21 protein-coding genes are annotated in these 25542 nt (G+C 72.4%); 14 read left to right on the forward strand and 7 right to left on the reverse strand.

What is annotated here, in order from left to right:
- Positions 1–134: 134 nt before the first annotated feature.
- The 4 genes from M2163_RS27215 to M2163_RS27230 all read left to right on the forward strand — a co-directional run bounded on the left by M2163_RS27215 (position 135) and on the right by M2163_RS27230 (position 2352).
- Positions 135–479 carry a YbaB/EbfC family nucleoid-associated protein gene (locus tag M2163_RS27215; RefSeq protein ID WP_059209072.1) on the forward strand — a complete coding sequence of 115 codons (345 nt, stop codon included), beginning with the start codon at positions 135–137 and terminating at the stop codon, positions 477–479.
- A 78-nt stretch (positions 480–557) separates the two neighbouring features.
- Positions 558–1157 (forward strand): recombination mediator RecR, encoded by a 600-nt coding sequence (recR, locus tag M2163_RS27220; RefSeq protein WP_280895279.1) that lies wholly within the window; start codon positions 558–560, stop codon positions 1155–1157.
- Positions 1150–1809 (forward strand): DUF5063 domain-containing protein, encoded by a 660-nt coding sequence (locus M2163_RS27225; RefSeq protein ID WP_280850226.1) that lies wholly within the window; start codon positions 1150–1152, stop codon positions 1807–1809. The genes recR and M2163_RS27225 overlap by 8 nt, the downstream gene beginning before the upstream one ends.
- A 126-nt stretch (positions 1810–1935) precedes the next feature.
- Positions 1936–2352 carry an SsgA family sporulation/cell division regulator gene (locus tag M2163_RS27230; protein ID WP_280895280.1) on the forward strand — a complete coding sequence of 139 codons (417 nt, stop codon included), beginning with the start codon at positions 1936–1938 and terminating at the stop codon, positions 2350–2352.
- Between the two features lie 75 nt (positions 2353–2427).
- On the opposite strand, the gene M2163_RS27235 is transcribed toward M2163_RS27230, so the two are convergent.
- Positions 2428–3153 carry a sulfite exporter TauE/SafE family protein gene (locus tag M2163_RS27235; protein WP_280895281.1) on the reverse strand — a complete coding sequence of 242 codons (726 nt, stop codon included), beginning with the start codon at positions 3151–3153 and terminating at the stop codon, positions 2428–2430.
- A gap of 342 nt (positions 3154–3495) precedes the next feature.
- Between M2163_RS27235 and M2163_RS27240 the strand changes: the two genes are divergently transcribed.
- The 4 genes from M2163_RS27240 (at position 3496) to M2163_RS27255 (ending at position 8022) form a co-directional block, all read left to right on the forward strand.
- Positions 3496–4773: an aspartate kinase gene (locus M2163_RS27240; RefSeq protein ID WP_125195096.1), complete on the forward strand. Its 1278-nt coding sequence runs from the start codon at positions 3496–3498 to the stop codon at positions 4771–4773.
- On the forward strand, positions 4770–5822 hold the full coding sequence (locus M2163_RS27245; protein ID WP_280850223.1) for an aspartate-semialdehyde dehydrogenase: 1053 nt from the start codon (positions 4770–4772) through the stop codon (positions 5820–5822). The genes M2163_RS27240 and M2163_RS27245 overlap by 4 nt, the downstream gene beginning before the upstream one ends.
- A gap of 374 nt (positions 5823–6196) precedes the next feature.
- Positions 6197–6862 (forward strand): SigE family RNA polymerase sigma factor, encoded by a 666-nt coding sequence (locus M2163_RS27250; RefSeq protein ID WP_280850222.1) that lies wholly within the window; start codon positions 6197–6199, stop codon positions 6860–6862.
- A 131-nt stretch (positions 6863–6993) separates the two neighbouring features.
- A complete protein-coding gene (locus M2163_RS27255) occupies positions 6994–8022 on the forward strand; it encodes a hypothetical protein (RefSeq protein WP_280850220.1) in 1029 nt (342 codons plus the stop codon).
- A 30-nt stretch (positions 8023–8052) separates the two neighbouring features.
- Here M2163_RS27255 and M2163_RS27260 read toward each other — a convergent pair whose 3' ends face one another.
- On the reverse strand, positions 8053–8859 hold the full coding sequence (locus M2163_RS27260; RefSeq protein WP_280850219.1) for an SURF1 family protein: 807 nt from the start codon (positions 8857–8859) through the stop codon (positions 8053–8055).
- Between the two features lie 43 nt (positions 8860–8902).
- On the reverse strand, positions 8903–9277 hold the full coding sequence (locus tag M2163_RS27265; RefSeq protein ID WP_280895282.1) for a nuclear transport factor 2 family protein: 375 nt from the start codon (positions 9275–9277) through the stop codon (positions 8903–8905).
- Between the two features lie 149 nt (positions 9278–9426).
- Here M2163_RS27265 and M2163_RS27270 point away from each other — a divergent pair, with 149 nt between their 5' ends.
- The gene (locus M2163_RS27270) at positions 9427–11241 is read left to right on the forward strand and encodes a prolyl oligopeptidase family serine peptidase (protein ID WP_280850217.1); all 1815 of its coding nucleotides are present in this window, start codon (positions 9427–9429) and stop codon (positions 11239–11241) included.
- 76 nt (positions 11242–11317) lie between these two features.
- Here the strand turns inward: M2163_RS27270 and M2163_RS27275 are convergent, their stop codons facing one another.
- Positions 11318–13174: an NAD-binding protein gene (locus tag M2163_RS27275; RefSeq protein ID WP_280897324.1), complete on the reverse strand. Its 1857-nt coding sequence runs from the start codon at positions 13172–13174 to the stop codon at positions 11318–11320.
- Positions 13175–13416: 242 nt separating this feature from the next.
- Between M2163_RS27275 and M2163_RS27280 the strand changes: the two genes are divergently transcribed.
- The 3 genes from M2163_RS27280 to M2163_RS27290 all read left to right on the forward strand — a co-directional run bounded on the left by M2163_RS27280 (position 13417) and on the right by M2163_RS27290 (position 16501).
- Positions 13417–14442 (forward strand): permease, encoded by a 1026-nt coding sequence (locus M2163_RS27280; protein ID WP_280895283.1) that lies wholly within the window; start codon positions 13417–13419, stop codon positions 14440–14442.
- Positions 14439–15149 (forward strand): TIGR03943 family protein, encoded by a 711-nt coding sequence (locus M2163_RS27285; protein WP_280895284.1) that lies wholly within the window; start codon positions 14439–14441, stop codon positions 15147–15149. The genes M2163_RS27280 and M2163_RS27285 overlap by 4 nt, the downstream gene beginning before the upstream one ends.
- A 110-nt stretch (positions 15150–15259) precedes the next feature.
- On the forward strand, positions 15260–16501 hold the full coding sequence (locus M2163_RS27290; RefSeq protein WP_280850214.1) for an amidohydrolase family protein: 1242 nt from the start codon (positions 15260–15262) through the stop codon (positions 16499–16501).
- A gap of 189 nt (positions 16502–16690) precedes the next feature.
- On the opposite strand, the gene M2163_RS27295 is transcribed toward M2163_RS27290, so the two are convergent.
- Positions 16691–20641 (reverse strand): AAA family ATPase, encoded by a 3951-nt coding sequence (locus M2163_RS27295; RefSeq protein ID WP_280895285.1) that lies wholly within the window; start codon positions 20639–20641, stop codon positions 16691–16693.
- 356 nt (positions 20642–20997) lie between these two features.
- On the opposite strand from M2163_RS27295, the gene M2163_RS27300 reads away from it, so the two are divergent.
- Both M2163_RS27300 and mgtA read left to right on the forward strand, forming a co-directional pair.
- Positions 20998–21357, forward strand: a complete 360-nt coding sequence (locus M2163_RS27300) for a metalloregulator ArsR/SmtB family transcription factor (RefSeq protein WP_280850213.1) — start codon at positions 20998–21000, stop codon at positions 21355–21357.
- A 265-nt stretch (positions 21358–21622) separates the two neighbouring features.
- Positions 21623–24184, forward strand: coding sequence for a magnesium-translocating P-type ATPase (gene mgtA / locus M2163_RS27305; protein ID WP_280897325.1), 2562 nt, complete (start codon positions 21623–21625; stop codon positions 24182–24184).
- Here the strand turns inward: mgtA and M2163_RS27310 are convergent.
- Positions 24130–24360, reverse strand: a complete 231-nt coding sequence (locus tag M2163_RS27310) for a hypothetical protein (protein ID WP_280854132.1) — start codon at positions 24358–24360, stop codon at positions 24130–24132. The two genes, mgtA and M2163_RS27310, sit on opposite strands and share 55 nt — an antisense overlap.
- Before the next feature lie 88 nt (positions 24361–24448).
- Positions 24449–25453: a DMT family transporter gene (locus M2163_RS27315; protein ID WP_280850211.1), complete on the reverse strand. Its 1005-nt coding sequence runs from the start codon at positions 25451–25453 to the stop codon at positions 24449–24451.
- Between the last annotated feature and the right edge of the window lie 89 nt (positions 25454–25542).

Raw genomic sequence — 25542 nt, forward strand, 5'->3', positions numbered from 1 at the left:
GGCCTTGATCAGGTATAGGACTCCACGTCGACTCACTCGAAAGAGTGCTGGGGCGACGCCCGTCCCGACCACGTAGGCTCGTGCCAGGGAGGAAAAACCTCGCCCGCACAGCCGTACCGACACAGGAGCTGATCGTGATCCCCGGTGGTGGCCAGCCCAACATGCAGCAGCTGCTCCAGCAGGCCCAGAAGATGCAGCAGGACCTGGCGAACGCGCAGGAGGAGCTCGCCAGGACCGAGGTCGACGGCCAGGCGGGCGGGGGTCTGGTGAAGGCCACCGTCACCGGCGCCGGAGAGCTGCGCGCGCTGAAGATCGACCCCAAGGCGGTGGACCCGGAGGACACCGAGACCCTCGCCGACCTGATCGTGGCGGCCGTACAGGCGGCCAACGAGAACGCCCAGACGCTCCAGCAGCAGAAGCTCGGCCCGCTCGCGCAGGGCCTCGGCGGCGGCAGCGGGATCCCCGGGCTGCCCTTCTAGGAGGGGCCCGTCTTCCGGAGTCGGGTGTCGGCCAACTAGCGTACGTATCGCAAGGAACCCAGGAAGGACGGCAGTCCGTTGTACGAAGGCGTGGTCCAGGACCTCATCGACGAACTGGGGCGGCTGCCCGGCGTCGGTCCCAAGAGCGCGCAGCGGATCGCCTTCCACATCCTCCAGGCGGAGCCGACGGACGTCCGTCGGCTCGCGCAGTGCCTGATGGAGGTCAAGGCGAAGGTCCGCTTCTGTGCGACCTGCGGCAATGTCGCCCAGGAAGAGCTGTGCAACATCTGCCGCGACGCCCGCCGCGACCCCTCCGTCATCTGTGTGGTGGAGGAGCCGAAGGACGTGGTCGCGATCGAGCGCACCCGGGAGTTCCGTGGCAAGTACCACGTCCTCGGCGGCGCGATCAGCCCCATCGAGGGTGTAGGACCCGATGATCTGCGCATAAGGGAACTGTTGGCCCGCCTGGCCGACGGTACGGTCACCGAGCTGATCCTGGCCACGGACCCGAACCTGGAGGGGGAGGCCACGGCCACCTACCTCGCCCGCATGATCAAGCCCATGGGCCTCAAGGTCACCCGCCTGGCCAGCGGCCTCCCGGTGGGTGGCGACCTGGAATACGCGGACGAGGTGACCCTCGGCCGCGCCTTCGAGGGGAGACGACTCCTAGATGTCTGACGCCACACTGCACGCGACTGCCCAGGACCCGGACGACTTCGCGGTCCAGATCGCCGACCAGGTCGAGAGCTTCCTGGTGGCCGTCATGGAGGTGGCGAAGGGCGACGAACCCGACTCGGCCGTCCCCTTCCTGCTCCTGGAAGTCTCCCAGCTCCTGCTGGCCGGCGGCCGCCTCGGCGCCCATGAGGACATCGTTCCCGACGAGCGCTACGAGCCCGACACGGGCCCGGACGCCGACGTGGACGAACTCCGCGAGAACCTGGCCCGGCTGCTGGACCCGATCGACGTCTACTCCGAGGTCTTCGACCCCTACGAGCCCCGCAAGGCCCCGGTCCCGGCCCGTATCTCCGACGACCTGACGGACGTCATCACCGACCTGCGCCACGGCATGGCCCACTACCGGGCGGGCCGCACCACGGAGGCGCTGTGGTGGTGGCAGTTCTCCTACTTCTCCAACTGGGGCTCCACGGCGTCCGCGACCCTGCGCGCCCTGCAGTCGGTGGTGGCGCACGTGCGCCTGAACCAGCCGCTGGAGGAACTGGACGGTCTCGACACCGACCAGGCGATCGGCGACGAGACGCTGGAGTTCGAGGCGGGCAAGGTGATGGTGGAGGAGATCGCGGGGCCGCTGGGACTGCGGTCCCCGCAGTAGCGCCTGTGTGACGCGGGTCATACGGGAAGACTTCCGGAACGGCGTAATGCGCGGGCATCCGGGGTGGTCTGACTGCACGACGGCCACACCCGGCCGCCCGTGTCCCTCGCCCACCGGGAGCCCCGCATGCACGTCACCCTCCAGCAGCCGACAGGCGCCCGCCTGATCACAGCCGCGGACCAGGAGATCGCCGTCCCCGTGACCCTGCGCTACACCTCCGCCGACCCGCTGGCCGTGGACCTCGACTTCCCGCCCCATGTCACGGTCGACGGCGAGGTCACGACGTGGACGTTCGCCCGCGTCCTGCTGGGCGAGGGGCTGCGGGCGCCGGCCGGCATCGGCAACGTCCGTGTCCGTCCGGGCGGTTCGGCCCACACGTACGTGGAGTTCCACGCCGCGCAGGGCGCCGCCGTCCTCAGCTTCACCACCGCGGACCTCACCCGCTTCCTGGCCCGCACCTACACGGTCGTAGCCCCCGACGAGGAGATCGTGGGTGCGGAACTGGACCAGGGACTGGTGACGCTGTTCGGGGGCCGGGTGTGAGCCGTGCGGCGGCGGGGCCGTCACGGTGCCGGGGCCGTCAGGTGTCCGGGCCGTCACGGTGCCGGGGGCGAGGGCTCACAGTTCCCACAGCCCCTTGCCCACGGCCGTGATCCCGCCCGTCAGGGCCAGGAGCAGGACGAGCAGGCGGGCTCGGTTCTCCGGGATGCGGGGGGTGAGCCATCTGCCGGTCAGGCCGCCCGTGGTCATCGCCGCGCACACCAGGAGCCACTGGGTCCGGCCCAGCCCGGGCAGCCCGTTCGACGCCACCGAGAAGGCGTTCACGATGACGCCGTAGAACATCGCGTTGGGGACGAACTCCCGTACCGTCCAGCCCGCGTTGACGGCGTAGAGGGAGAAGGGCGGGCCGCCCACCCCCGCCGCGGAGTTCATGAAACCGCCCGCCGCGCCCGCGAGGACGGCACCCCGGGTGCCGCCCAGGGCCGCCGCCCGTGCGCCGCGCATGACGAGCAGCACCGCCACCGTCACCAGGGCGCCCATCACCAACAGGAGCCAGGGCCGCGGGAGTCGGTGGGTGACCCAGGTGCCCGCCGGGACCGTGCAGGCCGCCGCCAGGCAGAACGGGAGCATCGCCCGGGGGCGCACCAGGCGCAGGCCGCCCGCAAGTCCGACCAGACAGATCACCCCGGCCGCGCAGTTGGCGAGGATCACCCCCTGCTCCGGGCCGAGAAGGAGCACCAGCGCGGGCACCGAGACCAGGGCGAAGCCCATTCCGGTGAGCCACTGCACGCAGGAGCCGAGCAGCACGATCACGGCCAGCAGTACCTCGGCCGTCGCGGTCATGCACACCTCACCGTTACAAGAGGTACGGAACGTCACTTGTATGAGTCCTGTCCCTACCCGGCCCGAACCAGTGCGCGTCCCGGACCGCCTCCATGATCTGCTCGCGCAGCGCATGGCACACGTCCAGGCCGTCGGTGTCGGGTGGCCCGAGAGCGAGGAGGACGACGTCGTAGGGGCCCTGGTGGCCGAGCAGGGCCGTGTGACGCGGTGCACTTTTCCCGAGGTGCGCTCTTGGGCATGCGCTGACCTGGGCGTGCGAATCTCACGATGCGATACCGCGGAGGTGGAATTCGGGCGCTCGGTAAACTGAGCCGACACACACGGACTGAGCGAGGAGCGCACGTGGGCCTTGTCGTGCAGAAGTACGGAGGCTCCTCCGTAGCCGATGCCGAAGGCATCAAGCGCGTCGCCAAGCGAATCGTCGAAGCGAAGAAGAACGGCCACCAGGTGGTCGTCGTCGTTTCCGCGATGGGCGACACGACGGACGAGCTGATCGATCTCGCCGAGCAGGTATCTCCCATGCCTGCCGGGCGTGAGTTCGACATGCTGCTGACCGCCGGAGAGCGGATCTCCATGGCGCTGCTGGCCATGGCGATCAAAAACCTGGGCCACGAGGCCCAGTCCTTCACCGGCAGCCAGGCCGGCGTCATCACCGACTCGGTCCACAACAAAGCCCGGATCATCGACGTCACGCCGGGCCGCATCCGGGAGTCCCTGGACAAGGGCAACATCGCCATCGTCGCCGGCTTCCAGGGCGTCAGCCAGGACAAGAAGGACATCACCACGCTCGGGCGCGGTGGCTCCGACACCACCGCCGTGGCGCTCGCGGCCGCCCTCGACGCCGAGGTCTGCGAGATCTACACCGATGTCGACGGTGTGTTCACCGCCGACCCGCGGGTGGTCAAGAAGGCGAAGAAGATCGACTGGATCTCCTTCGAGGACATGCTGGAGCTCGCCGCCTCCGGTTCGAAGGTGCTGCTCCACCGCTGTGTGGAGTACGCCCGCCGCTACAACATCCCGATCCACGTCCGGTCGTCCTTCAGCGGACTCCAGGGCACATGGGTCAGCAGTGAGCCGATCGAGCAAGGGGACAAGAAGGTGGAGCAGGCCATCATCTCCGGTGTCGCGCACGACACCTCCGAGGCCAAGATCACGGTCGTCGGCGTGCCGGACAAGCCGGGTGAGGCCGCGGTGATCTTCCGTACGATCGCGGACGCCGAGATCAACATCGACATGATCGTGCAGAACGTCTCCGCCGCCTCCACCGGGCTGACCGACATCTCCTTCACGCTCCCCAAGGCCGAGGGCCGCAAGGCCATCGACGCCCTGGAGAAGAACAAGTCCGGCATCGGCTTCGACTCGCTGCGCTACGACGACCAGATCGGCAAGATCTCCCTGGTCGGCGCGGGCATGAAGACCAACCCGGGCGTCACGGCCGACTTCTTCACCGCCCTGTCCGACGCGGGCGTGAACATCGAGCTGATCTCGACCTCCGAGATCCGCATCTCGGTCGTCACCCGCGCCGACGACGTGGCCGAGGCCGTGCGCGCCGTGCACAGCGCCTTCGGACTCGACTCCGACAGCGATGAGGCGGTCGTCTACGGCGGCACCGGCCGATGACTGCCAGGCCGACGCTCGCGGTCGTAGGCGCGACCGGAGCCGTCGGCACGGTCATGCTCCAGATCCTGTCCCAGCACGCGGACATCTGGGGCGAGATCCGACTGATCGCCTCCCCCCGCTCGGCCGGCCGCAAGCTGGCCGTGCGCGGGGAGCAGGTCGAGGTCGTGGCCCTGTCGGAGGAGGCCTTCGACGGGGTCGACGTCGCCATGTTCGACGTACCGGACGAGGTGGCCGCGCAGTGGGCGCCGGTCGCCGCCGCGCGCGGTGCCGTCGTCGTGGACAACTCGGGCGCCTTCCGGATGGACCCCGACGTGCCCCTCGTCGTCCCCGAGGTCAACCCGCACGCGGTGCGGATGCGGCCGCGCGGGATCATCGCCAACCCCAACTGCACGACCCTGTCCATGATCGTGGCCCTGGGCGCGCTGCACGCCGAGTTCGGGCTGCGGGAGCTGGTGGTGTCCAGCTACCAGGCGGTGAGCGGGGCCGGACGGGCCGGCGTGGAGACCCTGCGCCGGCAGCTCTCCCTGGTCGCCGGCACCGAGCTCGGCACCCACCCCGGTGACGTGCGGCGGGCCGTCGGCGACCACACCGGACCGTTCCCGGAGCCGGTCGCGCTGAACGTCGTGCCATGGGCCGGTTCGCTGCGCGAGGACGGCTGGTCCTCGGAGGAGATGAAGGTGCGGGACGAGTCCCGCAAGATCCTCGGCCTGCCCGCGCTGCCGGTCGCCGTGACCTGTGTGCGGGTCCCGGTCGTCACCGTGCACTCCCTCACCGTCCACGCCCGTTTCGAGGGCGAGGTGACCGTCCGCAAGGCGCGCGAGATCCTCGCGACCGCCCCCGGGGTCGTCCTCTTCGACGATCCGGCGGCCGGCGAGTTCCCCACACCGGCCGACGTCGTCGGCACCGATCCCACCTGGGTCGGGCGGGTCCGACGGGCCCTGGACGACCCCACCGCGCTCGAACTCTTCGTCTGCGGGGACAACCTGCGCAAGGGCGCCGCCCTCAACACCGCGCAGATCGCGGAGCTGGTGGCGGCCGAGTTCCGCTGACACCCCCGCCGTGGCGGATCTGTCGTACGCAGTTGTGCCTACGGGAAAAGTCCTGGCCATGGCCGGAACCCTTTGTAGGATCTGTGGGCGACATGTGGCGCGACTAATGGTCCGTACCACTTGATCCCGGCGCCTGGGCGTCCGAAGATTTTCCTCCCCGCTCTCCGCAACCGCGCGAAGGGCGGGGAGCGTCTTTGCGAACGCCCTTTCAGGGGTGCGGGGGCGCATGCGGGGCGTGGGGACGCCCCGGCCATTGAGGACACAGGGGAAGAGCGGGTAGGCATGAGCGCGTTTGACGCACGGTCAGTTGTGCTGCCTGAGAGAAGAGGGACGGCCGCGTACAACCCTCACCGGGGCGAGCGTGTCCAACTGTCGTGGCTCAGGTACTCGACTTCCCTGCCGCGCCGAGCGGCGCGGCTGTCCTCCGGCCCCGCAGGCCCGGGGCGCCCGGTGGCATGCCGGTGATCGCGCCCATGCCCGCAGCGCGGCGCGCCCGCATACCCGGTCAGCGTGACGGAGCCGAGCACGCCGAGGACACGACGGCAGCCGGTACCACCGTCGACCACCTCACCGAGACCTACCGGGCGCACTACCGCTCCCTGCTGGGTCTCGCCGCCCTCCTGCTCGACGACACCGCCTCCTGCGAGGACGTCGTCCAGGAGGCCTTCATCCGCGTCCACTCGGCACGCAAACGCGTCCGGGACCCGGAGAAGACCCTCGCGTACCTGCGCCAGACGGTCGTCAACCTCTCCCGCTCGGCCCTGCGCCGGCGCATCCTCGGACTCAAGCTGCTGTCCAAGCCGATGCCCGACATGGCGAGCGCCGAGGAGGGGGCCTACGACCAGCTGGAGCGCGACTCGCTCATCAAGGCCATGAAGGGCCTCCAGCGCCGCCAGCGCGAGGTCCTGGTCCTGCGCTACTTCGCGGACATGACCGAGGCCCAGGTCGCCGACACCCTCGGCATCTCGCTGGGCTCCGTGAAGGCGTACGGCTCGCGGGGGATCGCCGCTCTGCGGGTCGCGATGGAGGAGCCGGTGTGAGCGGCGAGGGTGATTCCGAGGGACGGCGCCACGAGCCTTACGCGTGGCATGAGCCGACCGGGGAAGGCGAGCACGAGCCGACCCGGGCGGCGCGGCAAGAGCACAAGCAATCGCACGCTGGGAACGGAACTGTGAATCAGGGCCCCGAAGATCTGAGCTCCACGGGGGAGTTCGACTCGGACGAGCTGGCACTGCGACGGATGCTGCACCAGGCGGTCCAGGAGATGGAGCCGCGTGACGGCACCCTGGACCACCTGCGCAAGGCGGTCCCCGCACGACGGGCGCGCAAGCGCCAGGCCGTCGTCGGCATGGCGGCCGCCGCCCTCTTCTTCGGCACCGCGATCCCCGCCGTCGTGCACGTCTCCTCCACCGGCACCGATGCCAACACCTCCAACGCCGGGCACACCTCGCAGATGCAGGGCGGCGCGGGCGAGGGCAAGCACGAGGACGGTGGCGAGTCCACCTCCGGCGGCTCCTCGGGCAGGACCGAGGACACGGACAAGGGCACGGCGAAGGGCGAGGACAAGGGCAAGTCGGCGGGCGCGAGCACCGGCGCGACCAGCGGCACCGACCCGTCCGCCACGAGCTCCACGAGCGCCCCGGTCTGCACGGCGGCCCAGCTCGGCACCCCCACGGCGAGCACCGCGGTGCCCGACGCCTCCGGGACGGTCTACGGCACCTTCCACGTCACCAACGGCTCCACCGCCGCCTGCACGGTCACCGGCCCCGGCACCGTGACGCCGACCGCGCAGGGCGCGGCCGACCCCGGCAAGATCAGCGCGGTCCGGCACGTGTCCGGCGACGCGGCCTCCGCCGGGCTGCCCGACCCGTCCCAGGAGGTCTCCCAGCTGCTGCTCCAGCCGGGTTCCTCCTACGACGTGAAGTTCGCCTGGGTGCCGTCCGAGACCTGCCCCACCTCGCAGCCCTCGACCGACCCCAGCCCCGACCCCACGGCCTCCCCGGACACCTCCGCGGGCGAGGGTTCCTCCACCGGCGGCGACACCGGCACCTCCACCCAGCTCGTCACGGAGGACGGCACGGCCGACGGCAGCGTCCTGGTGACGAACACGGCGGAGGGCGGCGGACCGTCGGTGTCCACCGCCGTGTCCAACGCGTGCGCGGGGGTCGTGTACTGGACGGGCGTGCTCACCTCGTCGTGACCGTGGGGCGTCAGGCGGTCGCCCGCGCCGTCAGGCGGTCGCCTTCTCCTGCGGCTGGCCCTGGGACGGCTGGTCGTCGTCCGGGAGGATCCCCAGCTCGGCGTCCCGGACGAACTCCACCTCGCGGCGCACCAGCCGGAACCACATGAAGACCACGAAGCCCGCGAAGACGAACCACTCACCGGTGTAACCGAGGTTCTGGAAGGCCTTGAGGTCCAGCCCGCTGCCGGAGGGCGCGCTCGCCGGCACGGCCCTCATCCCGGAGTCACCGGTGTTGAGCGTGACCCACGCGTCGTAGACCTCGTAGGGCACGATGTTGATCAGCGAGGCCGCGCTGATCGCCGCGGTCTGCCCGGCCGGAAGCCCGCCCCGCGCGCTGACGCCGTTGTCCCCGGGGGTCTCCGACGCCTGGAGCGCCCCGGTGACGGTGACCTCGCCCTTCGGCGGGGCCGGTGCCTTGGCCGGGTCGGGGGTGCCCGGCAGCCAGCCCCGGACCACGGGCAGGGCCTTGCCGCCGTCGGTGCGCAGCAGCGTCAGGACGTAGTAGCCCTCGCGGTCGTCCAGTTGCCGGTCGGGAACGAGCAGCTGCTTGTCGTACCGGCCGGTCACGGTGGCCTGCTTGCCGGAGGTCGCCTTGTCCACCGGCAGCAGCTCGGCCAGCGGCCGCGCGGCCTCCCGCCCGTCGGTGACGACGGACTGCTTCGCGTCCCGGCTCTCCGTCATCCGGTCCTCGAACCGGCTCAGCTGCCAGGACCCCATGTACAGGCAGAACGGGATGGCGAGCAGCACGAAGACATTGATGCCGAACCAGCGGGGCGTCAGCAGAAACCGGTACACACCCCCACGGTACGGGGCCGCCCGGGGGCGGCGGGGCGCGGGGTCAGTACCGCTCGGTGAGGTGGTCGCGGCCCGCCGGGGGTTCGTACGGCTCCGGCCAGAAGTCGGTGACGGTGGTGATGCGGCCGCTGTCGTCCCCGGTGAAGAACGAGATGCCGTACATCTCCTCCAGGCCCACCGTGAAGTGCGTCCAGGTGACGACCTGGCCGGGCTCGGCGACGATCCGCTCGATCCGCAGGTGCCAGTCGCCCGGGTACTCGCGGTTGAACTCGACGTACCGCTCCCGCCCGCTGACGCGCTCGCGGGTCTGCGGCAGGGTGTAGACGACGTCCTCGGCGAGGGTGTCCGCGAACGCGGTCCAGTCGCGGGCCTCGGCCGAGGCCCAGAAGCTCTCCACGGTCTTGCGCAGATCGGTCATGGGGACGAGTGTGCACCCCGCCACTGACAACGGCCCGGGACGGCATTCCGGGCCTGGTCGCGGGGGTCCGGGCGCGCGGTCGGCGGAAGTTGTCCACAGGCTGGGGACCTCGTCTGCGGATTGTCTGTGGGGGCAGGCAGTATGGGGTCATGACTGAGAGCAACGGGTCCGCCGCGGCCGAGCGGAACAACGAGATGCCGGACTGGGAGAAGCGCTTCAGGGCGCCCCGGGTGTCACTGCCCGACTGGGCGCAGGACGCCCCCGACCGCTCCCTGTTCGTGTCCAACGCCACGGGGACGTACGAGCTGTACGCCTGGGACCGGGCCACCGGCGTCCAGCGTCAGGTCACGGACCGGCCCAACGGCACCACGGACGGCGTGCTCTCCCCGGACGGCGCCTGGATCTGGTGGTTCGACGACAAGGACGGCGACGAGTTCGGCGTCTGGCGCCGCCAGCCCTTCGAGGGCGGCCCGGACGAGCTCGCCGCGCCGGGCCTGGAACCGTCCTACCCGGCGGGCCTGGCCCTGGGCCGGGACGGCCGTACTGCGGTCGTGGGCCGCTCGACCGACGACGAGGGCACCTCCGTCCACCTCGTGCGCACCGGCGAGGACCCGGTGGAGCTCTACCGCCACCGTGAGTCGGCGGGCGTCGGCGACCTCTCCCACGACGGCTCGCTGATCGCGGTCGAGCACACCGAGCACGGCGACGCCATGCACTCGGCGCTGCGCGTGGTGCGCCCGGACGGCAGGGCGGTCGCCGAGCTCGACGACACCGAGGGCGGCACCCGGGAGCTGGGCCTGGAGGTCCTCGGCTTCGCCCCGGTCGACGGCGACACCCGGCTGCTCGTCGGCCATCAGCGGCGGGGCCGTTGGGAGCCGCTGGTGTGGGACGTGGCCACGGGCGAGGAGACCGACCTCGCCCTGGACCTGCCCGGTGACGTGAGTGCCGAGTGGTACCCGGACGGCACGGGTCTGCTCATCGCGCACAGCTTCGAGGCCCGCAGCGAGCTGTTCCGGTACGACCTGGAGAGCGGCAAGCTGGAGAAGGTCCCCACCCCGCCCGGCTCGGTCTCGGGGGCGACGGCCCGCCCCGACGGCAGCGTGGAGTACCTGTGGTCCTCGGCCGCCGAGCCCTCGGCGGTGCGCTCGACGACCGGCGAGGTGGTCCTGGACCCGCCGGGTCTGAAGTCCCCCGGTTCGGTGCCGGTGGAGGACGTGTGGGTGCAGGGTCCGGGCGGCCGGATCCACGCCCTGGTGCAGAAGCCGGCGGGGGCGACGGGACCGCTGCCGACGGTCTTCGACATCCACGGCGGCCCGACCTGGCACGACAGCGACGCGTTCGCGGCGGGCCCGGCGGCCTGGGTGGACCACGGGTACGCGGTCGTCCGGGTCAACTACCGCGGTTCCACGGGCTACGGGCGCGAGTGGACCGACGCGCTCAAGCACCGGGTCGGTCTGATCGAGCTGGAGGACATCGCGGCGGTCAGGGAGTGGGCGGTCGGCTCCGGCCTCGCCGACCCCGCCCGTCTGATCCTCACGGGCGGCTCCTGGGGCGGCTATCTCACCCTGCTGGGCCTGGGCACCCAGCCGGACGCCTGGGCTCTCGGTATCGCGGCGGTACCGGTCGCCGACTACGTCACCGCCTACCACGACGAGATGGAGGCGCTGAAGGCGATGGACCGGACCCTGCTGGGCGGTACGCCGGAGGAGGTGCCGGAGCGCTTCGAGGCGTCGTCGCCCCTGACGTACGTGGACCAGGTCAAGGCGCCGGTGTACATCTCGGCGGGGGTCAACGACCCCCGGTGCCCGATCCGCCAGATCGACAACTACGTGAAGCGGCTGGAGTCGAGGGGCGCGGTGCACGAGGTGTACCGCTACGACGCCGGTCACGGTTCGCTGGTGGTGGACGAGCGGATCAAGCAGGTCAGGCTGGAGCTGGACTTCGCGGAGCGGCATCTGGGGTAGCGGGCGCGGACTTCCGGCTGTGGGTGCGTGGGGACTGCGCGCCGGCCTCCACGCACCCGCAGCCCGCGACGAACGGCTATGCCCCCGCCCGGTCCCGTCCCCTGCGCCCCAGCAGTTCGGCGAGCCCCCGCCGGGTGGCCGCCAGCACCACCCGGTCCGAGCTCTGCAGCACATAGGTGTCCGGCAGGTCCCAGACCAGTCCCGGTGCGTCCGTGGACTCCTCACGTGCCAGCACCCGCCAGGAACCCGCCCGAAAGGCCTGGCCCACCGTCCTGCCCTCCAGTTGCGGATGCCCGCCGACGTCCACCGCCGCGAACAGCAGCACCCGCCGCTCCACCGGGAAGGCCCCCAGGATCTGGCGTCCCATCATCGCCCCGGCGAAGGCGGGAGCCGCCAGGTGGGAGACGCTCCGGCTGCGCGTGGACGCACCCGGATGGGCCGCCCTGAGGGTGCGGTACACCGCGGTCGCGAAGTCGTCGTCGTACAGCCGCAGCACCACCCGCAGGTCCGGCCGCACGGCCCGGGCGTACAGCACCGCCTCCAGGTTCGTCGTGTCGACGCTGGTCACCGCGAGCAGTGCGTGCGCGCGGTGGATCTTGGCGGCCTCCAGGACCCCTTCCTGGGTCACGTCCCCGAGCACCACCGGCACCCGCAGGCGCCGCGCGGTGGCCAGTCCGCGGGCCTCGGGATCGGACTCGACGCACACCACGGGGATGTTCAGCTCCCGCAGCCGGGTCAGCACCCGGGTGCCGATCTTGCCGAGGCCGAGGAGCACCACGTGTCCGCCGAGGCCCCGGGGCGGTTTGCGCAGGGAGGACGTGGTGCGGAAGGTGCCGAGGGCCTCAAGGACCGCGGCGAGCAGCACCGGAAGGAGCAGCAGTCCGGCGAACCCGGACAGGAGTTGGAGGATCTGGCGTCCGACGGACTCGCCGATCGCGGGGTCGTCGATCGCGAACAGGTCGAGCAGTGTGAGGTAGAAGGCGCGCAGCGGATGGATCCCGGTCACCAGCCACAGGGCGACGGCGAGTGCGACCACGCACGCCACCATGCCGGCCAGCGACCACCGCAGCCGCCGGGAGAACAGCGAGGCGAACCAGGGCATCACACCCCGGCCGTCGGGCAGCGCGGGCCCGGCGTACGACACCTGCTCCAGCACGACGGTCGCGCGCCCGGCGCCCTCGCGTACCGCCGCCGCGTCCGGCAGCAGCGTCGGGCCCTGGTCGCCGCCGGGCCCGGAGGTGTCGGTCGGCGAGAGCAGGGCGAGCGTGGCGAGACCCGGATCGGCGCTCGCCCCGGGTCCGGCCGGCGGCCGTTCGACCGCCCGCAGCAGCAGTCCGCCGGTCTGCAGGACCTTGCTGGTGCCGGTGAGGGCGGTGGCGGCCAGGGCGGGCGCGGCGGTGTCGGCGTCGGAGAGCACGGTCGTGGAGGCGTCGAAGCCGGTCCCGTCGGCCGGGCCGCCGGTCGCCAACGCGGCGGCCTGGTCGAGGAGTTCCTCGATGTGCTGGCCCAGGCGCCGGTTGTAGAGCCGCAGCACGAGCCGCAGCCGGGGGTTGAGGCGGCGGGCGGTGAGGGCGGCGCGGATGTTGGTCTCGTCGTCGTCGTACACGAGCGCGAGCGCGTCCGCGCGTTCCACGCCCGCCTCGGCGAGCGCGCTCTCGCCGGGCTCGGCGGCCTCCATCAGCCGTATGCCGCCCGGAGGTTCGCCGGAGGCGGTGACAGGCGCGGTGGCGGTGGCGCCACCGTTGCCGGTCAGTCCGGCCGCCGCGGTGACCACCCGGTCCAGCAGCGCGGACGCGGACCGGGCCCGCACCACCACCGGTGGCCGCACGGACCGTTCGGAGGCCGGTACGACGAGCGTGACCCGCTCGCCGTAGACCCCGGTCAGTTCGGCCGCCAGCCGGTGCGCGAGCCCGTCGTCCCCGCACACCACCATGTGCGCGGCCGTGTCGCCCGGCAGTCCGGGACCCTGGTTCGGAACGCTCCCCACGAGGGAGAAGACTGCCTCACCGGGACGGATGGTGCCACGCACGACAGGTGAGGAATCCTGCACGGCCCCTTCGAGCAGCCCTTGCCCCAAGAAATCCCCAAACCGCCGCGCACACTGAGCAATCGGACCTTCTCCGCCGTACGCACGGGGAGGGAAACCAGCACCCGACCTCCGGAGGGACCCCGGCCGTGGCCGTGACCAAAGCACCCCCGCCCACGCGGGACACCGGCGAGGACGTGCGCCCGGCACCGCCGGGCGCGGCCGAGCGGCGCCTGAACTCTCCTCTCGTGCTGACCTTGCTGATGCTGGGGGTGGTGCTGCTCCAGGGGCCGATCCGGGGCGCGCTGGGCGCTCCGGTGATGCAGAGCTGGATGACGGTGTTCGTCGCCGTGCTCGTCCAGGCGCTGCCCTTCCTCGTGCTCGGGGTGCTGCTGTCGGCGGCGATCGCGGTGTTCGTGCCGCCGTCGTTCTTCGCCCGCGCCCTGCCGAAGAACCCCGCCCTCGCGGTGCCCGTGGCCGGGGCCGCGGGCGCGGTGCTGCCGGGCTGCGAGTGCGCGTCCGTGCCGGTGGCGGGGGCGCTGGTGCGGCGCGGTGTCACCCCGGCGGCGGCCCTCGCCTTCCTGCTCTCCGCCCCGGCGATCAACCCGATCGTGCTGACGGCGACCGCGGTGGCCTTCCCGCGCGATCCCGGGATGGTCGTGGCGCGGCTCGTCGCGAGCCTGCTGGTGGCGTGCGCGATGGGCTGGCTGTGGCTGCGCCTCGGCCGCACCGACCTGCTGAAACCGCCGGCCCGGCACGCCCACGAGGGGCAGGGCAGGGGCGCCGCCTTCTGGGGCTCGGTCCGGCACGACGTGACGCACGCGGGCGGCTTCCTGGTCGTGGGCGCCATGGCGGCGGCGACCCTGAAGGCCGTCGTCCCGCAGACGTGGCTGCGTACGGCGGCGGAGAACCCGGTGATCGCCGTGCTGGCGCTCGCCGCGCTCGCCGTGGTGCTGTCGATCTGCTCGGAGGCGGACGCGTTCGTGGCCGCCTCGCTCACCCAGTTCTCGCTGACGGCGCGGCTGACCTTCCTGGTCGTCGGCCCGATGATCGACCTCAAGCTGTTCGCGATGCAGACCGGCACCTTCGGCCGGGCCTTCGCCCTGCGCTTCGCCCCCGCCACCCTCGCCCTGGCGATCGTGGTCTCGGTGCTGACCGGGTGGGTGATGCTGTGAACCGGCAGGCACAGTCGGCGGTCCTGTTCGTCCTCGGCGCGGCCCTCCTGCACGCGGGCCTGACCGACCTCTACCTCCGTTACGTCAAGGCGGGCCTGCGTCCGCTGGTCCTGACGGCCGGTGTCGTCCTCATCGCGACGGCGCTGGCGACGGCCTGGTACGAGTGGCGGGCCGGACCCGGGGAGCAGGGGCACGCCCACCGTGAACCCCGGGTCTCCTGGCTCCTCGTCCTGCCCCTGTTCGCCCTGATCCTCGTCGCCCCGCCCGCCCTCGGCTCCTACAGCGCGATGCGCACGGGCACGGCCCTGCAGCAGTCGTACGGCTATGCGCGGCTCCCGCAGAGCGGGCCGCTGCGGCTCGGTCTCGCCGACTACGCGGGCCGCGCGGTCTACGAGCACGGCGAGGGCCTGGCCGGGCGGCGCATCACCATCACCGGGTTCGTCGCCCTGGACCGCTCCGGCGCGCCCTACCTGGTCCGCATGGCCCTCAACTGCTGCGCGGCGGACGCCCAGCCGGTCAAGGTCGGCCTCACCGGGCAGATCCCGCCGGTCCTCAAACCCGACGGCTGGCTCCAGGTCACCGGCACGTACACGGCGAAGCGGACCAAGGACCCGGTGAACGGCGGCCCGATCCCGTACCTGGTGGTCACGGAGGCAGAGCCGGTCCCGACGCCGCACGATCCGTACGACGAGACCTGGAACAACTGAGGTCCGGGCGCGCGGCCGCCGCACGCCCCCCGTCCGGCCCTTGCCGATGCCGGTGCCTCCCCCTAGCCTTCGATCTGACGACCCATCAGATACCGGCTAGGGGGCAGGCAATGGCCGTCACCACCGAGAGCGGAACCGGAACGGGACCGGGCATCAGGGAGATCCCCAAAGTCATCAGCGTGGACGATCACGTGATCGAGCCCGCACACCTCTTCGAGACCTGGCTCCCGGCGAAGTACCGCGACCGGGGGCCGAAGCCGCTCACCGCAGGCATCGGGGACCTCGCGTACGTCGGCGGGAAGTACCGGTTCACCACTGATCCTGAGGGCCAGCTCACCGACTGGTGGGAGTACGAGGGCGAGCTCTTCCCGTACAAGCGGATCATCGCGGCCGTCGGCTTCTCGCGCGACGAGATGACCCTCGACGGGATCACCCGCGAGCAGATGCGGCGGGGCTGCTGGGATCCCAAGGCCCGCGTGGCGGACATGGAGATGAACCATGTCGAGGCCTCCCTGTGCTTCCCCACCTTCCCGCGCTTCTGCGGGCAGACCTTCGCCGAGGCCAAGGACAAGGAGGTCGGGCTCGCCTGTGTGCGCGCCTACAACGACTGGATGGTCGAGGAGTGGTGCGGGGACAGCGGGGGCCGGCTGATCCCGCTGTGCCTGATCCCGCTGTGGGACGTCGAGCTCGCGGTCGCGGAGATCCGCCGCAACGCCGAACGGGGCGTCCGGGCCGTCACCTTCAGCGAGATCCCGACCTATCTGGGGCTGCCGTCGATCCACTCCGGCTACTGGGACCCGTTCTTCGCGGTCTGCGAGGAGACCGGAACGGTGGTCAACATGCACATCGGCAGCAGCTCGCAGATGCCGGCCGCCTCGCCCGACGCCCCGCCCGCGGTCCAGGCGTCCCTGTCCTTCAACAACGCCATGGCCTCGATGATGGACTTCCTGTTCAGCGGGGTGCTGGTGAAGTTCCCGCGGCTCAAACTGGCGTACAGCGAGGGCCAGATGGGCTGGATCCCGTACGCGCTGGAACGTGCCGACGACGTGTGGGAGGAGCACCGGGCCTGGGGCGGGGTCAAGGACCTGATCCCGGAGCCGCCGTCGACGTACTACTACCGGCAGATCTTCTGCTGCTTCTTCCGCGACCGGCACGGCATCGAGGCCATCGAGACCGTCGGCGTGGACAACGCGACCTTCGAGACCGACTACCCGCACGTGGACTCGACCTGGCCGCACACCAAGAAGGTGGCGTGGGAGCACGTGGCCGGGCTGTCCGAGGACGTGACCTACAAGCTGCTGCGGGGGAACGCGATCCGGATGCTGCAACTCGACCTCGACCTCGACCGGTAGAGCGGCGTCCGGGGTAATTCCTGTTCGCACACGCAGGCCTGGCCGGTCGTGGACGAAAAGACCCGACCGCTGGCGACGGGGGATGCACCAGCGGTCGGGCTGTGGCCAACAGTAACAAGGCCGCAGGAACTGCGGGAGCGGACTGCTCGGGTGCGGGGAGAAGTTGTGATCGGGATCACGTAATGCGCTTCAGTCGCACGGAGGATCGTACGAGAGCCGCGGCAGGTACTCCTCCCAGGTCTCGCGGGTCAGAACGTTCGCAGTAGTGGCGCAGACGCGGTCGATGGCGTTGTCGACGTCCAGGTCCCACAGCCGGATGGTGTCCGCCCCGCTGGAGACGCCGAGCATCCGCCGGCCGGGGCTGAAGGAGAGGAAGCTGCCGGTCCTGGCGCTGGGACTCATCGACTGTCCGATGGGGCCGGCCGCGGACGGGTCGGCCACGTCCCAGAGCCGGACCGTGTTGTCGTGGCCGCCGCTGGCCAGCGTGGCGCCGTCGCGGCTGTAGGTCAGCGACACGACCGCCTCGCTGTGCCCGGTGAGCGCCGCTCCCGTCCGCTCGGCGTGCCGGGGGTCGCTCACGTCCCACAGCCGGACCGTGTCGTCGTCGCCGCCGCTGGCCAGGGTGTGCCCGTCCGGACTGAAGACGAGCACGTTGACGGGTCCGGTGTGCCCGGTGAGCGGCTTGCGGAGCAGGGCCGGACGGGCCGGGTCCGTCACCCTCCACAGCCGGATCGTGCCGTCCGCGCTGCCGCTGGCCAGGGTCCGGCCGTCCGGGCTGAAGACGAGGCTGTCGATGTACCCCCGGTGGCCGGCGATCGGGCCGTGCGAGACCGGGTGGGCCGGGTCGGTGACGTCCCACAGCTGGAGGCTGCGGCTGTCGTAGGCGGTGGCCAGGGTGCGTCCGTCCGGGCTGAACGCCAGGGCGTCGGGGCCCATGAACCGGGAGTGCAGGACGAGCGCCGGACCGTGCGGGACGGGGTGGGCGAGGTCGGTGACGTTCCACAGCTGGACCCGGCCGGTGGTGAGCACCGCGAGCGTGCGGCCGTCGGGGGAGAACAGCACCTGGGAGAACGGGTCGCGCACCACAGGGGTGAACGGCCTGCCCAAGGCCACGGGCCGGTCCGGGTCCGTCACGTTCCACAGCCGGATCCGCCCGTCCCGCCCGGCCGTGGCGAGCACGTCGCCGTCCCGCCGGAACGCCCCGCTGCTGCCCACCAGGTCCCCCGCCGGGATCGACCACAGACGCACCTTGCTGTCGCCGCTGCCGGTCGCGAGCGTACGGCCGTCGGGGCTGAAGCCCAGCGCGTACATCTCCCCGCTGCTCCCGGCGAGGGGCTCGCCGACCTGTGAGGGGTACGCCGGGTCGCTCACGTTCCACAGGCTCGCCGTGCTGTCCGCGCTGGCGGCGGCGAGCTTGCTCCCGTCGGGGCTGAAGGCCACGGACCAGACGGGACCGGTGTGCCCGGTGAGCGGCGAGCCGATCGGCCCCGGGTCGGCGGGGTCGCGCACGTCCCACAGCCGGACGGTGTCGTCCGCGCTGCCGCTGGCCAGCTCGGTCCCGTCCGGGCTGAAGGCGACCGAGTGCACCAGACCGGTGTGTCCCTTGAGCACCCTGTCGTACGTCCGGGGGTGCCGGGGATCGCCGGTGTTCCACAGCCTCACCGTGTTGTCGTCACCGCCGGCGGCGAGCGTGTGCCCGTCGGGGCTCCACGCCACGGACCGCTCGGCGGCCCCGGCCCCGGTCAGCACGACCGGCGGCTCCTGCGTGCCGCTCGTGTTCCACAGCCGTACGGTGCGGTCCTCGCCGGCGGAGGCCAGGGTGCGTCCGTCCGGGCTGAACGCGATCAGGTAGATGGTGCCGTCGTGGCCGGTCAGGGGAGGGCCCAGCGGTTTCGGGTGACGTGGGTCGGCGAGGTCCCAGCGCCGGATCGTCCCGTCGTCGCCGGCACTGGCCAGGGTCTGGCCGTCCGGGCTGAAGACCGCGCTGCTCACCCAGCTCGTGCCGCCCACGAGGGGTTCGCCCAGGGCCTTGGGCCGGCGGCGGTCGCTGACGTCCCACAGCCGGACGGTCCGGTCGTAGCCGGCGGTGGCGAGGAGCTTTCCGTCCGGGCTGAACGAGGTCAGGTACACGGCACCGGTGTGACCGGTGAGCGGGGTGGCCAGCGGGGCGTTGACGATGGAGATCAGGCGGGTGTTGGTGCCCTCGTCGTCGGGCCGCAGACGGTGTGCGACCAGGTCGATGCGGGCGGACAGCGACGGGTCCGTGGACTGGACGCGGTCCGCCTCCGCGACGACCTGCTCGAACACGGCGTCGTTGCGCTGCTGCCAGGCGACCACCGCCGAACCGACGGCCACCAGCGCGAGGACGACCAGCGCCGCCACCGCGCCCCGGGCGATCAGGACCGAGCGCCGCCGCAGCCGGACCGAGGCGGCGAGGAACTCCACCGCGCTGCGCGTCAGATAGGTGTCCCCGGCCGACTTGGCCCAGGCGCGGGCCTGTTCGAGGCGCGATCCCCGGTACAGCAGCGAGGAGTCGCGGTTGGAGCCCTCCCAGAAGCGGCCGTCCTCCTCGATGCGCTGGCGCAGCAGATGGTCGCTGCGGTCCTCGTCGATCCACTCGCGCAGGCGCGGCCACGCCGTCAGCAGGGCCTCGTGGGTGATCTCCACGCTCTCCGCGTCCAGCGTCACCAGACGGGCCCGCACCAGCGCCTCGAGGGACTCCTCCGTCTTGTCCGGGTCCGTCGACTCGGCGGCGAGCTGGCGCCGGGTGCCGCGCCGGCGGGTGGCCTGGGTGTCCTCGCCGAGCCGCACCAGGCGCAGCAGGAGCAGCCGGGCCGCCGTGCGGGCCGCCGGGTCCAGAGCGGACCAGGCCCGCTCGGCGGTCGCCGCGACCGCACCCTGGATACCGCCGGCCGCGCGGTAGCCGGCCAGGGTCAGCCGGCCCGCCTTGCGGCGCTGCCAGGTCGCGAGCAGGGCGTGCGAGAGCAACGGCAGCACGCCCGCGTCGTGCGCCCCGCGCGGACCGTCGGCGCTCACCTCGCGCACGATCAGTTCCGCGAGCCCCGGCTCCAGCTCGAGGCCTACGGCCCTTGCCGGGCCCGCCACGGCCTCGCGCAGTTCCGTGTCGGTGAGCGGCCCGAGCACCATGTGCCGGTGCTGGAGCGCGTCGGCGAGCTCGGGGTGGTCCAGGCAGCGCTCGTAGAAGTCGGCGCGGATGCCCAGCAGGACGAGGGCGGGTGCGGGGGTGTCCGGGCCGGCGGGGGTGCACATGGCGTGCAGCGCCTGGACGAACGTGCGTCTGTCCGAGTCGTCCGCGCAGAGGGTGAACGCCTCCTCGAACTGGTCGACGATCACAACGGGCCGGGCGGTGGCGGCCTCGTGCTGAGCCCACGAGGCGACCGCTTCCCGGACGGCGTGCGCGAATTCGGGGGGACGGTCGATGTCCGGTCCGTCGGCCCTCGCGGCGGACAGGACAGTTTTCAGCTCGGGTATGCGGCCGGTCAGCTCCGTGAGCGGATCGGCGCCCGGCACGAACTGGACGACCCTGGGGTCCGCGCCGCCGAGCGCGCCCTCCTCCAGGGCGGTCACCAGGCCCGCGTTGAGCAGCGAGGACTTGCCCGCGCCCGAGGCGCCCACGAGCATCACCAGACCGCCGGTGCCGGTCCCGGCCGCCGAGCGGAGCAGCCTGACGAGGGCCTCCGTGCTGCGTTCCCGGCCGAAGAACCAGCGGGCGTCCTCCTGCCGGTAGGAGGCGAGGCCGCGGTACGGGCAGACCCCGGCGGGCGGCTCGGGCTGGGGACCTTCGTCCTCGTCCGGCGCCAGCGCGCGCTCCCACAGCCGCTGCCACTGGCCGAGGTCGTACAGACCGGCCGAGACGGGGGTGGGACTGATCCGCCGGGCTTCGGGAATGAGGATGTGCAGTACGGCCGCGAGGGCGGTGAACTGAGCGGGCACGTTCCGGGCCCGGCGCCAGTCGCTGATGCGCTGAGCGGAGACCCGGACGGGGCGTCCGCGCTCGTCCACACGCTGGAGCCGGCCGACGCCCTCGGACACGCGCTTGAGGGGCGGATTACCTGCCTCTCTGTACAACAGGGCGAGACGCTCCGCGAAGGCCGTGCGTGCTCCTGAGTCGGAGCTCAAGGTCTTCCACCCCTTACTTCCCTCGCGGTTGAATCCGGACCGGAAAACTCACTTTATATGCCTGACCTGCGGTAACGCACTGCTTCCGACACCGGAACCTCCTCTGTCGGCCGCCTGGCTGGCAGGATCATGCCCCTGCGGCGCAGCACCGGACGACGCCATGACAGGCCACCACTTCAGCGCTCCGCGTTCCAACCAGCGCGCCGTACGTTCTCGGCCACATTCCGCCCACGGTCACCCGCTTCCTCCGGTACCGGTCCCCACGAGGGGAGGGACCGGTACCGGACGAAGCGGGACGATCACCGGGCCGCCCCTACACTTGGTCCGGCGGTTGATCCGAGAGGACGGAGAGGGCTGTGGCGAAGGTCGTCGGCGGTTTCCAGGACCCGTCGGCGGAGGTGCTCGCCGAGGCGGCCGCCGTGTTCGGACTCCTCGCCTCCTCCGCCCGGCTGCACATCATGTGGGCGCTGTCCCAGGGCGAGAGCGACGTCACCCACCTCGCGGACCGGGTCGGCGGTGCGCTGCCCGCGGTCAGCCAGCACCTCGCGAAGCTGAAGCTCGCCGGGCTCGTGCGCTCCCGCCGCGAGGGCCGCCGGCAGGTCTACTACGTCGACGACCCCGACATCGTGACCGTGGTCCGCGTCATGGTCGGCCAGCTGACGGCCCGCGAGACCCCCTCCGGGACCCCGCCCCGACTGCGCGAGGCCGGTGTCTGAGCGGTCGGGGGCGCGGGGGGAGAACGGCGGCGCCCCCACTGCCGGTCCCGCCGCGTCGGGCGCGTCGGGGGGGCCGTCGTCCGGTGTAGGCGGGGTGATGCCCGTACCGGGACCGGGGGACGGGCCGGGGCCCGCGCCCGCTGGTCACCGAGCCCCCGCAGTACCCGACGAGGCAGCAGTGAGGACCCCGGTCCCCGGCGACTCACTCGAACCGCTCGTCACCCGCCCCGGCGGGGGTGGTGGGGCAGGGGCGGGTGAGCGGGCCGTGGGGGCGGACGCCGGGCTTTTCGAGGTCTTGCGGGGGGTCGGGGCCGGGCCGCGGGGGTTGACCGAGGGGCAGGCCGAGGCGCGGCTGGCGCGGGTCGGCGCAAACGCGGTTCCGGATGCCCTGGACCCCTCCTGGCCCCGCCTGTTCGTACGGAGTCTGCGTGACCCCTTCACCGCGGTGCTGCTCTGCCTGGGACTGGTGTCGGCCGCCGTCCTCGCCTGGGGCACCGCCTCCGTGATCCTTCTGCTGGTCGTCGTGAGCTGTGTCCTGCGGGCCTCCGGCGAACACCGGGCCGACCGCTCCACGGCGGAACTGCGCCGCCTGGTGGCGACCACCGTCACGGTCCAGCGCCGGGCCGACGAGGACGCGGCCCCCGTCACCCGTGAGATCCCGGTCGAAGAACTCGTCCCCGGCGATGTCGTACGGCTGGGTCCGGGCGACCTGGTCCCCGCGGACGTACGACTGCTGCGGTCGGCCGGGCTCGCCGTCCACCAGGCCGCCCTCACCGGAGAGTCCGCGCCGGTGGAGAAGGCGGCGGGGGCGGACCCGGGGGACCGGGGTGTCCTCCAGGACCCCCGGCACTGCTTCCAGGGCAGCAGCGTCGCCTCCGGCAGCGCCACCGCCGTGGTCACCGCGACCGGCGGCGGCACCCGGTTCGCCGCGGCGCACCGCCGGACCGGAAAACCCCCGGCGACCGCCTTCGAACGTTCCGTCCAGGGCGTCTCCTGGATCCTGATCCGGTTCGCGCTGCTGACCCCGCCCCTGGTGCTCATGGCCAACGCCGCCCTGCGCGGCCGCGGCCTGGAGACCCTCCCCTTCGCCGTCGCCGTGGCCGTCGGGCTGACCCCGGAGATGCTGCCCGTTCTCGTCACGACCTGCCTCGCCCGCGGCGCCGGACTCCTGGCCCGCACCCACGGCGTCATCGTGCGACGGCTGCCCGCCCTGCACGACATCGGCGCCATGGACGTCCTGTGCGTGGACAAGACCGGCACCCTCACGCAGGACCGCCCGGTGGTCCACCGCGCCCTGGACGCGGCCGGCCACGACGACCCCGAGGTACTGCGCTGGGCGGCGGCCGCCGCCTGGTGGTCGCTCCAGCTCGCCGACCTCCCGGCACCCGACGCCCTGGACGAGGCCCTGCTCGCCGGGGCCGACGAGGACACCCTCACGGCGTACGACGGCGTCACGGCCCTCCCCTTCGACCCGGCCCGCCGTCTGGCCACCGTGGTCGTCCGCACCCCCGGCCGCCTCGGCACCCAGACCCTGATCACCAAGGGGGCCGTGGAGGCCGTACTGCGACGCTGCGCGCTGTCCGAGGAGGAGCGTGCCCGGCTGCGCGAGCTGGCCGACGCGCAGGCCGCGGACGGGCTGCGCGTCCTCGCCGTCGCCGCCACCGAACGCCCCTCCGGCGACCGCCCCCGCGAACACGGCCTCACCTTCCGCGGCCTGGTCACCCTGCGGGACGACCTCGCCCCCACCGCCGCCGAGGCGCTCGCCCGACTCGCCGCACGGGGCGTCACCGTCAAGGTCCTCACCGGCGACCACCCGGGCACCGCGGTCCGCGCCTGCCGCGACCTCGGGGTGCCGGTGGCCGGAGTCCTCACCGCCGACCGCCTCGACACCCTCACCGACGCCGAGCTCACCGAACTCGCCGCCCGTACGACCGTCTTCGCCCGCTGCGCCCCCGACGACAAGACCCGCATCACCCGGGCGCTCCAGGCCGGCGGCCACACGGTGGGCTTCCTCGGCGACGGCGTCAACGACCTGCCCGCCCTGCGCACCGCCGACGTGGGCATCGCCCCGCGCGAGGCGGCCGGGGTGACCAGGGAGAACGCGGACCTCGTCCTCGCCGGGAAGGACCTCACCGCGATCGACCACGCGGTCGCCGCCGGTCGTCACGCGGGCGGCAACATCGCCACGTATCTGCGCATCACGCTCTCCTCCAACCTCGGCAACGTGATCGCGATGCTCTCCGCGGGCCTGCTCCTGCCCTTCCTGCCGATGCTCCCGGCCCAGGTCCTCGTCCAGAACCTGTGCTTCGACGCGGCCCAGCTGGCCTTCGCCCACGACCGTCCCGCCCCGTCCGCCCTGCGCCGGCCGAGCGTCCTCGACCCCCGCGAGCTGCTCCGGTTCATCGTCGGGTTCGGCGCCCTGAACGCCGTGGCCGACCTGGCGACCTTCGGTGTCCTGGCCTTCGCCCTGCGGGGCCCCGGCGACGACCGGGCGCTGTTCCACTCGGGCTGGTTCACGGAGAACCTGCTGACCCAGGCCGTGGTGATGGTGCTGCTGTCCGTGGGCGCGACGGGCCGGGCCCGCCGCCGGCCGGGCCCGGTGACCTGGTCCGCCGCCGCGCTGGCCGCGACCGGACTGCTGCTGCCGGTGTCCCCGCCGGGAGCGGCCCTCGGCCTGAGCGCGCTGCCCGGCGTGTACTACGGACTGCTCGCGGCCGTCCTCGCCCTGTACGCCGTGGGCCTGCTGGCGGCGAGGACGCGGGGGAGCGGCTCTCAGGGGCAGGCGATGTCGAAGCCGTACCGCAGGGGTTCGTCCGTCACCCCGTGATCGAGCCGGTAGACGTAGACACCGTCCACCCGCACCCCGGAGGGTGCGCCCTCCGCCCGGCAGGGGTACGACACCTGCACGACCCGGGGCCGGTCGGCGACCTTGACCCGCATCCCGTGGGCCGGTCCGCCGTCGAGGACGGCGACTTCCCATCCGGTCACATCGGCCGTCTCCACTGTCTCCGCTGCGTCCACGCCGACAGTTTAGAGGTTGCGCAATCGTCCTGGGGGGCCGATGCCGATCAGAACCGGGGGTCTTCGGAGGTCATCCGGCCGTCTTCAGCGCCGGACGCCGGGGGGTCGAAGGGTCCGCCGAACGATCCACTGAAGGATCCGCCGAACGATCCCCCGCCTCCGTCTCGCCGGTCGGGGCCGGAGCCGTGGCCGCCGCGTCCTTGCGCCGGGTCATTCCGACACCCGCCAGGACCACGGCCATGCCCAGCACGACCCGGAGGCTCAGTCCCTCTCCCAGCACCACGGCACCGAGCAGCACGGAGACGACGGGCAGCAGGTAGCCGACCACGGCGGCGTTGGTGGCGCCCTCGTCGTTGATGATCCGGTAGGTGAGGTGGAAGGTGATCGCGGTGCAGAAGACGCTGAGGACCAGGGCCGCCGCCACGACCGCCGGGCCGGGGTCGATCGACTCCAGGCCGCCCACCGGCAGCGCCACGGCGGTCAGGCCGCTCGCGGCGACGAGCTGGGCGGCGGAGAGCGAGATGGTGGGGGTGCCCCTGCGCACCAGGGTGCGGCCCATGTAGGTGAAGGCGACGGCGTAGCTGGCGGCCGCGCCCAGGATGGCGAGGGCTCCCCAGCCGGTGGCCCCCGCCGACTGCCAGGGGGCGAGGATCAGGATCGTGCCGGCGAAGCCGAGGAGGAGGCCCGCCAGGCGGACCGGGCGCAGTCCGCGTTCGGAGCCCAGGGCCAGGCCGAGGGCGATCGACCACAGCGGGGTCGTGGCGTTCAGGACTCCCGCGAGGCCGGAGTCGACGGTCTGCTGGCCGAGGCTGAACAGGGCGAAGGGCAGCGCGTTGCAGAAGAAGGCCGCGACGACGATGTGCCGCCAGACGGTACGGCCGCGGGGCAGGCGCCGGCCCGAGGCGTAACAGGCGGCGGTGAGGACGAGCGCGCCGAGAAGACAGCGGACGAACGTGACCTGGAGCGGGGAGAGGCCGCGCAGCGCCAGTTCGATCCAGAGGAAGGTCGAGCCCCACAGCAGGGCGAGCACGGCCACCCGTACTCCGCCCCGCAGACTCCGTGTCCCGTTGCTCACGATGCTTCCCTCCGTCTTCCTGGATCTCCGGCTTCCTGGATCTCCGTCTTCTTCGATCCGCTCTTCGACCATGCCCCAGTCGAACTGTG

The organism is Streptomyces sp. SAI-135, assembly GCF_029893805.1.
Lineage (GTDB): Bacteria > Actinomycetota > Actinomycetes > Streptomycetales > Streptomycetaceae > Streptomyces.

Bases quoted from the DNA above. Each gene is read 5' to 3' on its own strand.
- M2163_RS27225 (WP_280850226.1), top strand. From the start codon at position 1,150: ATGTCTGACGCCACACTGCACGCGACTGCCCAGGACCCGGACGACTTC.
- M2163_RS27230 (WP_280895280.1), top strand. From the start codon at position 1,936: ATGCACGTCACCCTCCAGCAGCCGACAGGCGCCCGCCTGATCACAGCC.
- M2163_RS27235 (WP_280895281.1), bottom strand. From the start codon at position 3,153: ATGACCGCGACGGCCGAGGTACTGCTGGCCGTGATCGTGCTGCTCGGC.
- M2163_RS27245 (WP_280850223.1), top strand. From the start codon at position 4,770: ATGACTGCCAGGCCGACGCTCGCGGTCGTAGGCGCGACCGGAGCCGTC.
- M2163_RS27265 (WP_280895282.1), bottom strand. From the start codon at position 9,277: ATGACCGATCTGCGCAAGACCGTGGAGAGCTTCTGGGCCTCGGCCGAG.
- M2163_RS27270 (WP_280850217.1), top strand. From the start codon at position 9,427: ATGACTGAGAGCAACGGGTCCGCCGCGGCCGAGCGGAACAACGAGATG.
- M2163_RS27275 (WP_280897324.1), bottom strand. From the start codon at position 13,174: ATGGTGGTGTGCGGGGACGACGGGCTCGCGCACCGGCTGGCGGCCGAA.
- M2163_RS27290 (WP_280850214.1), top strand. From the start codon at position 15,260: ATGGCCGTCACCACCGAGAGCGGAACCGGAACGGGACCGGGCATCAGG.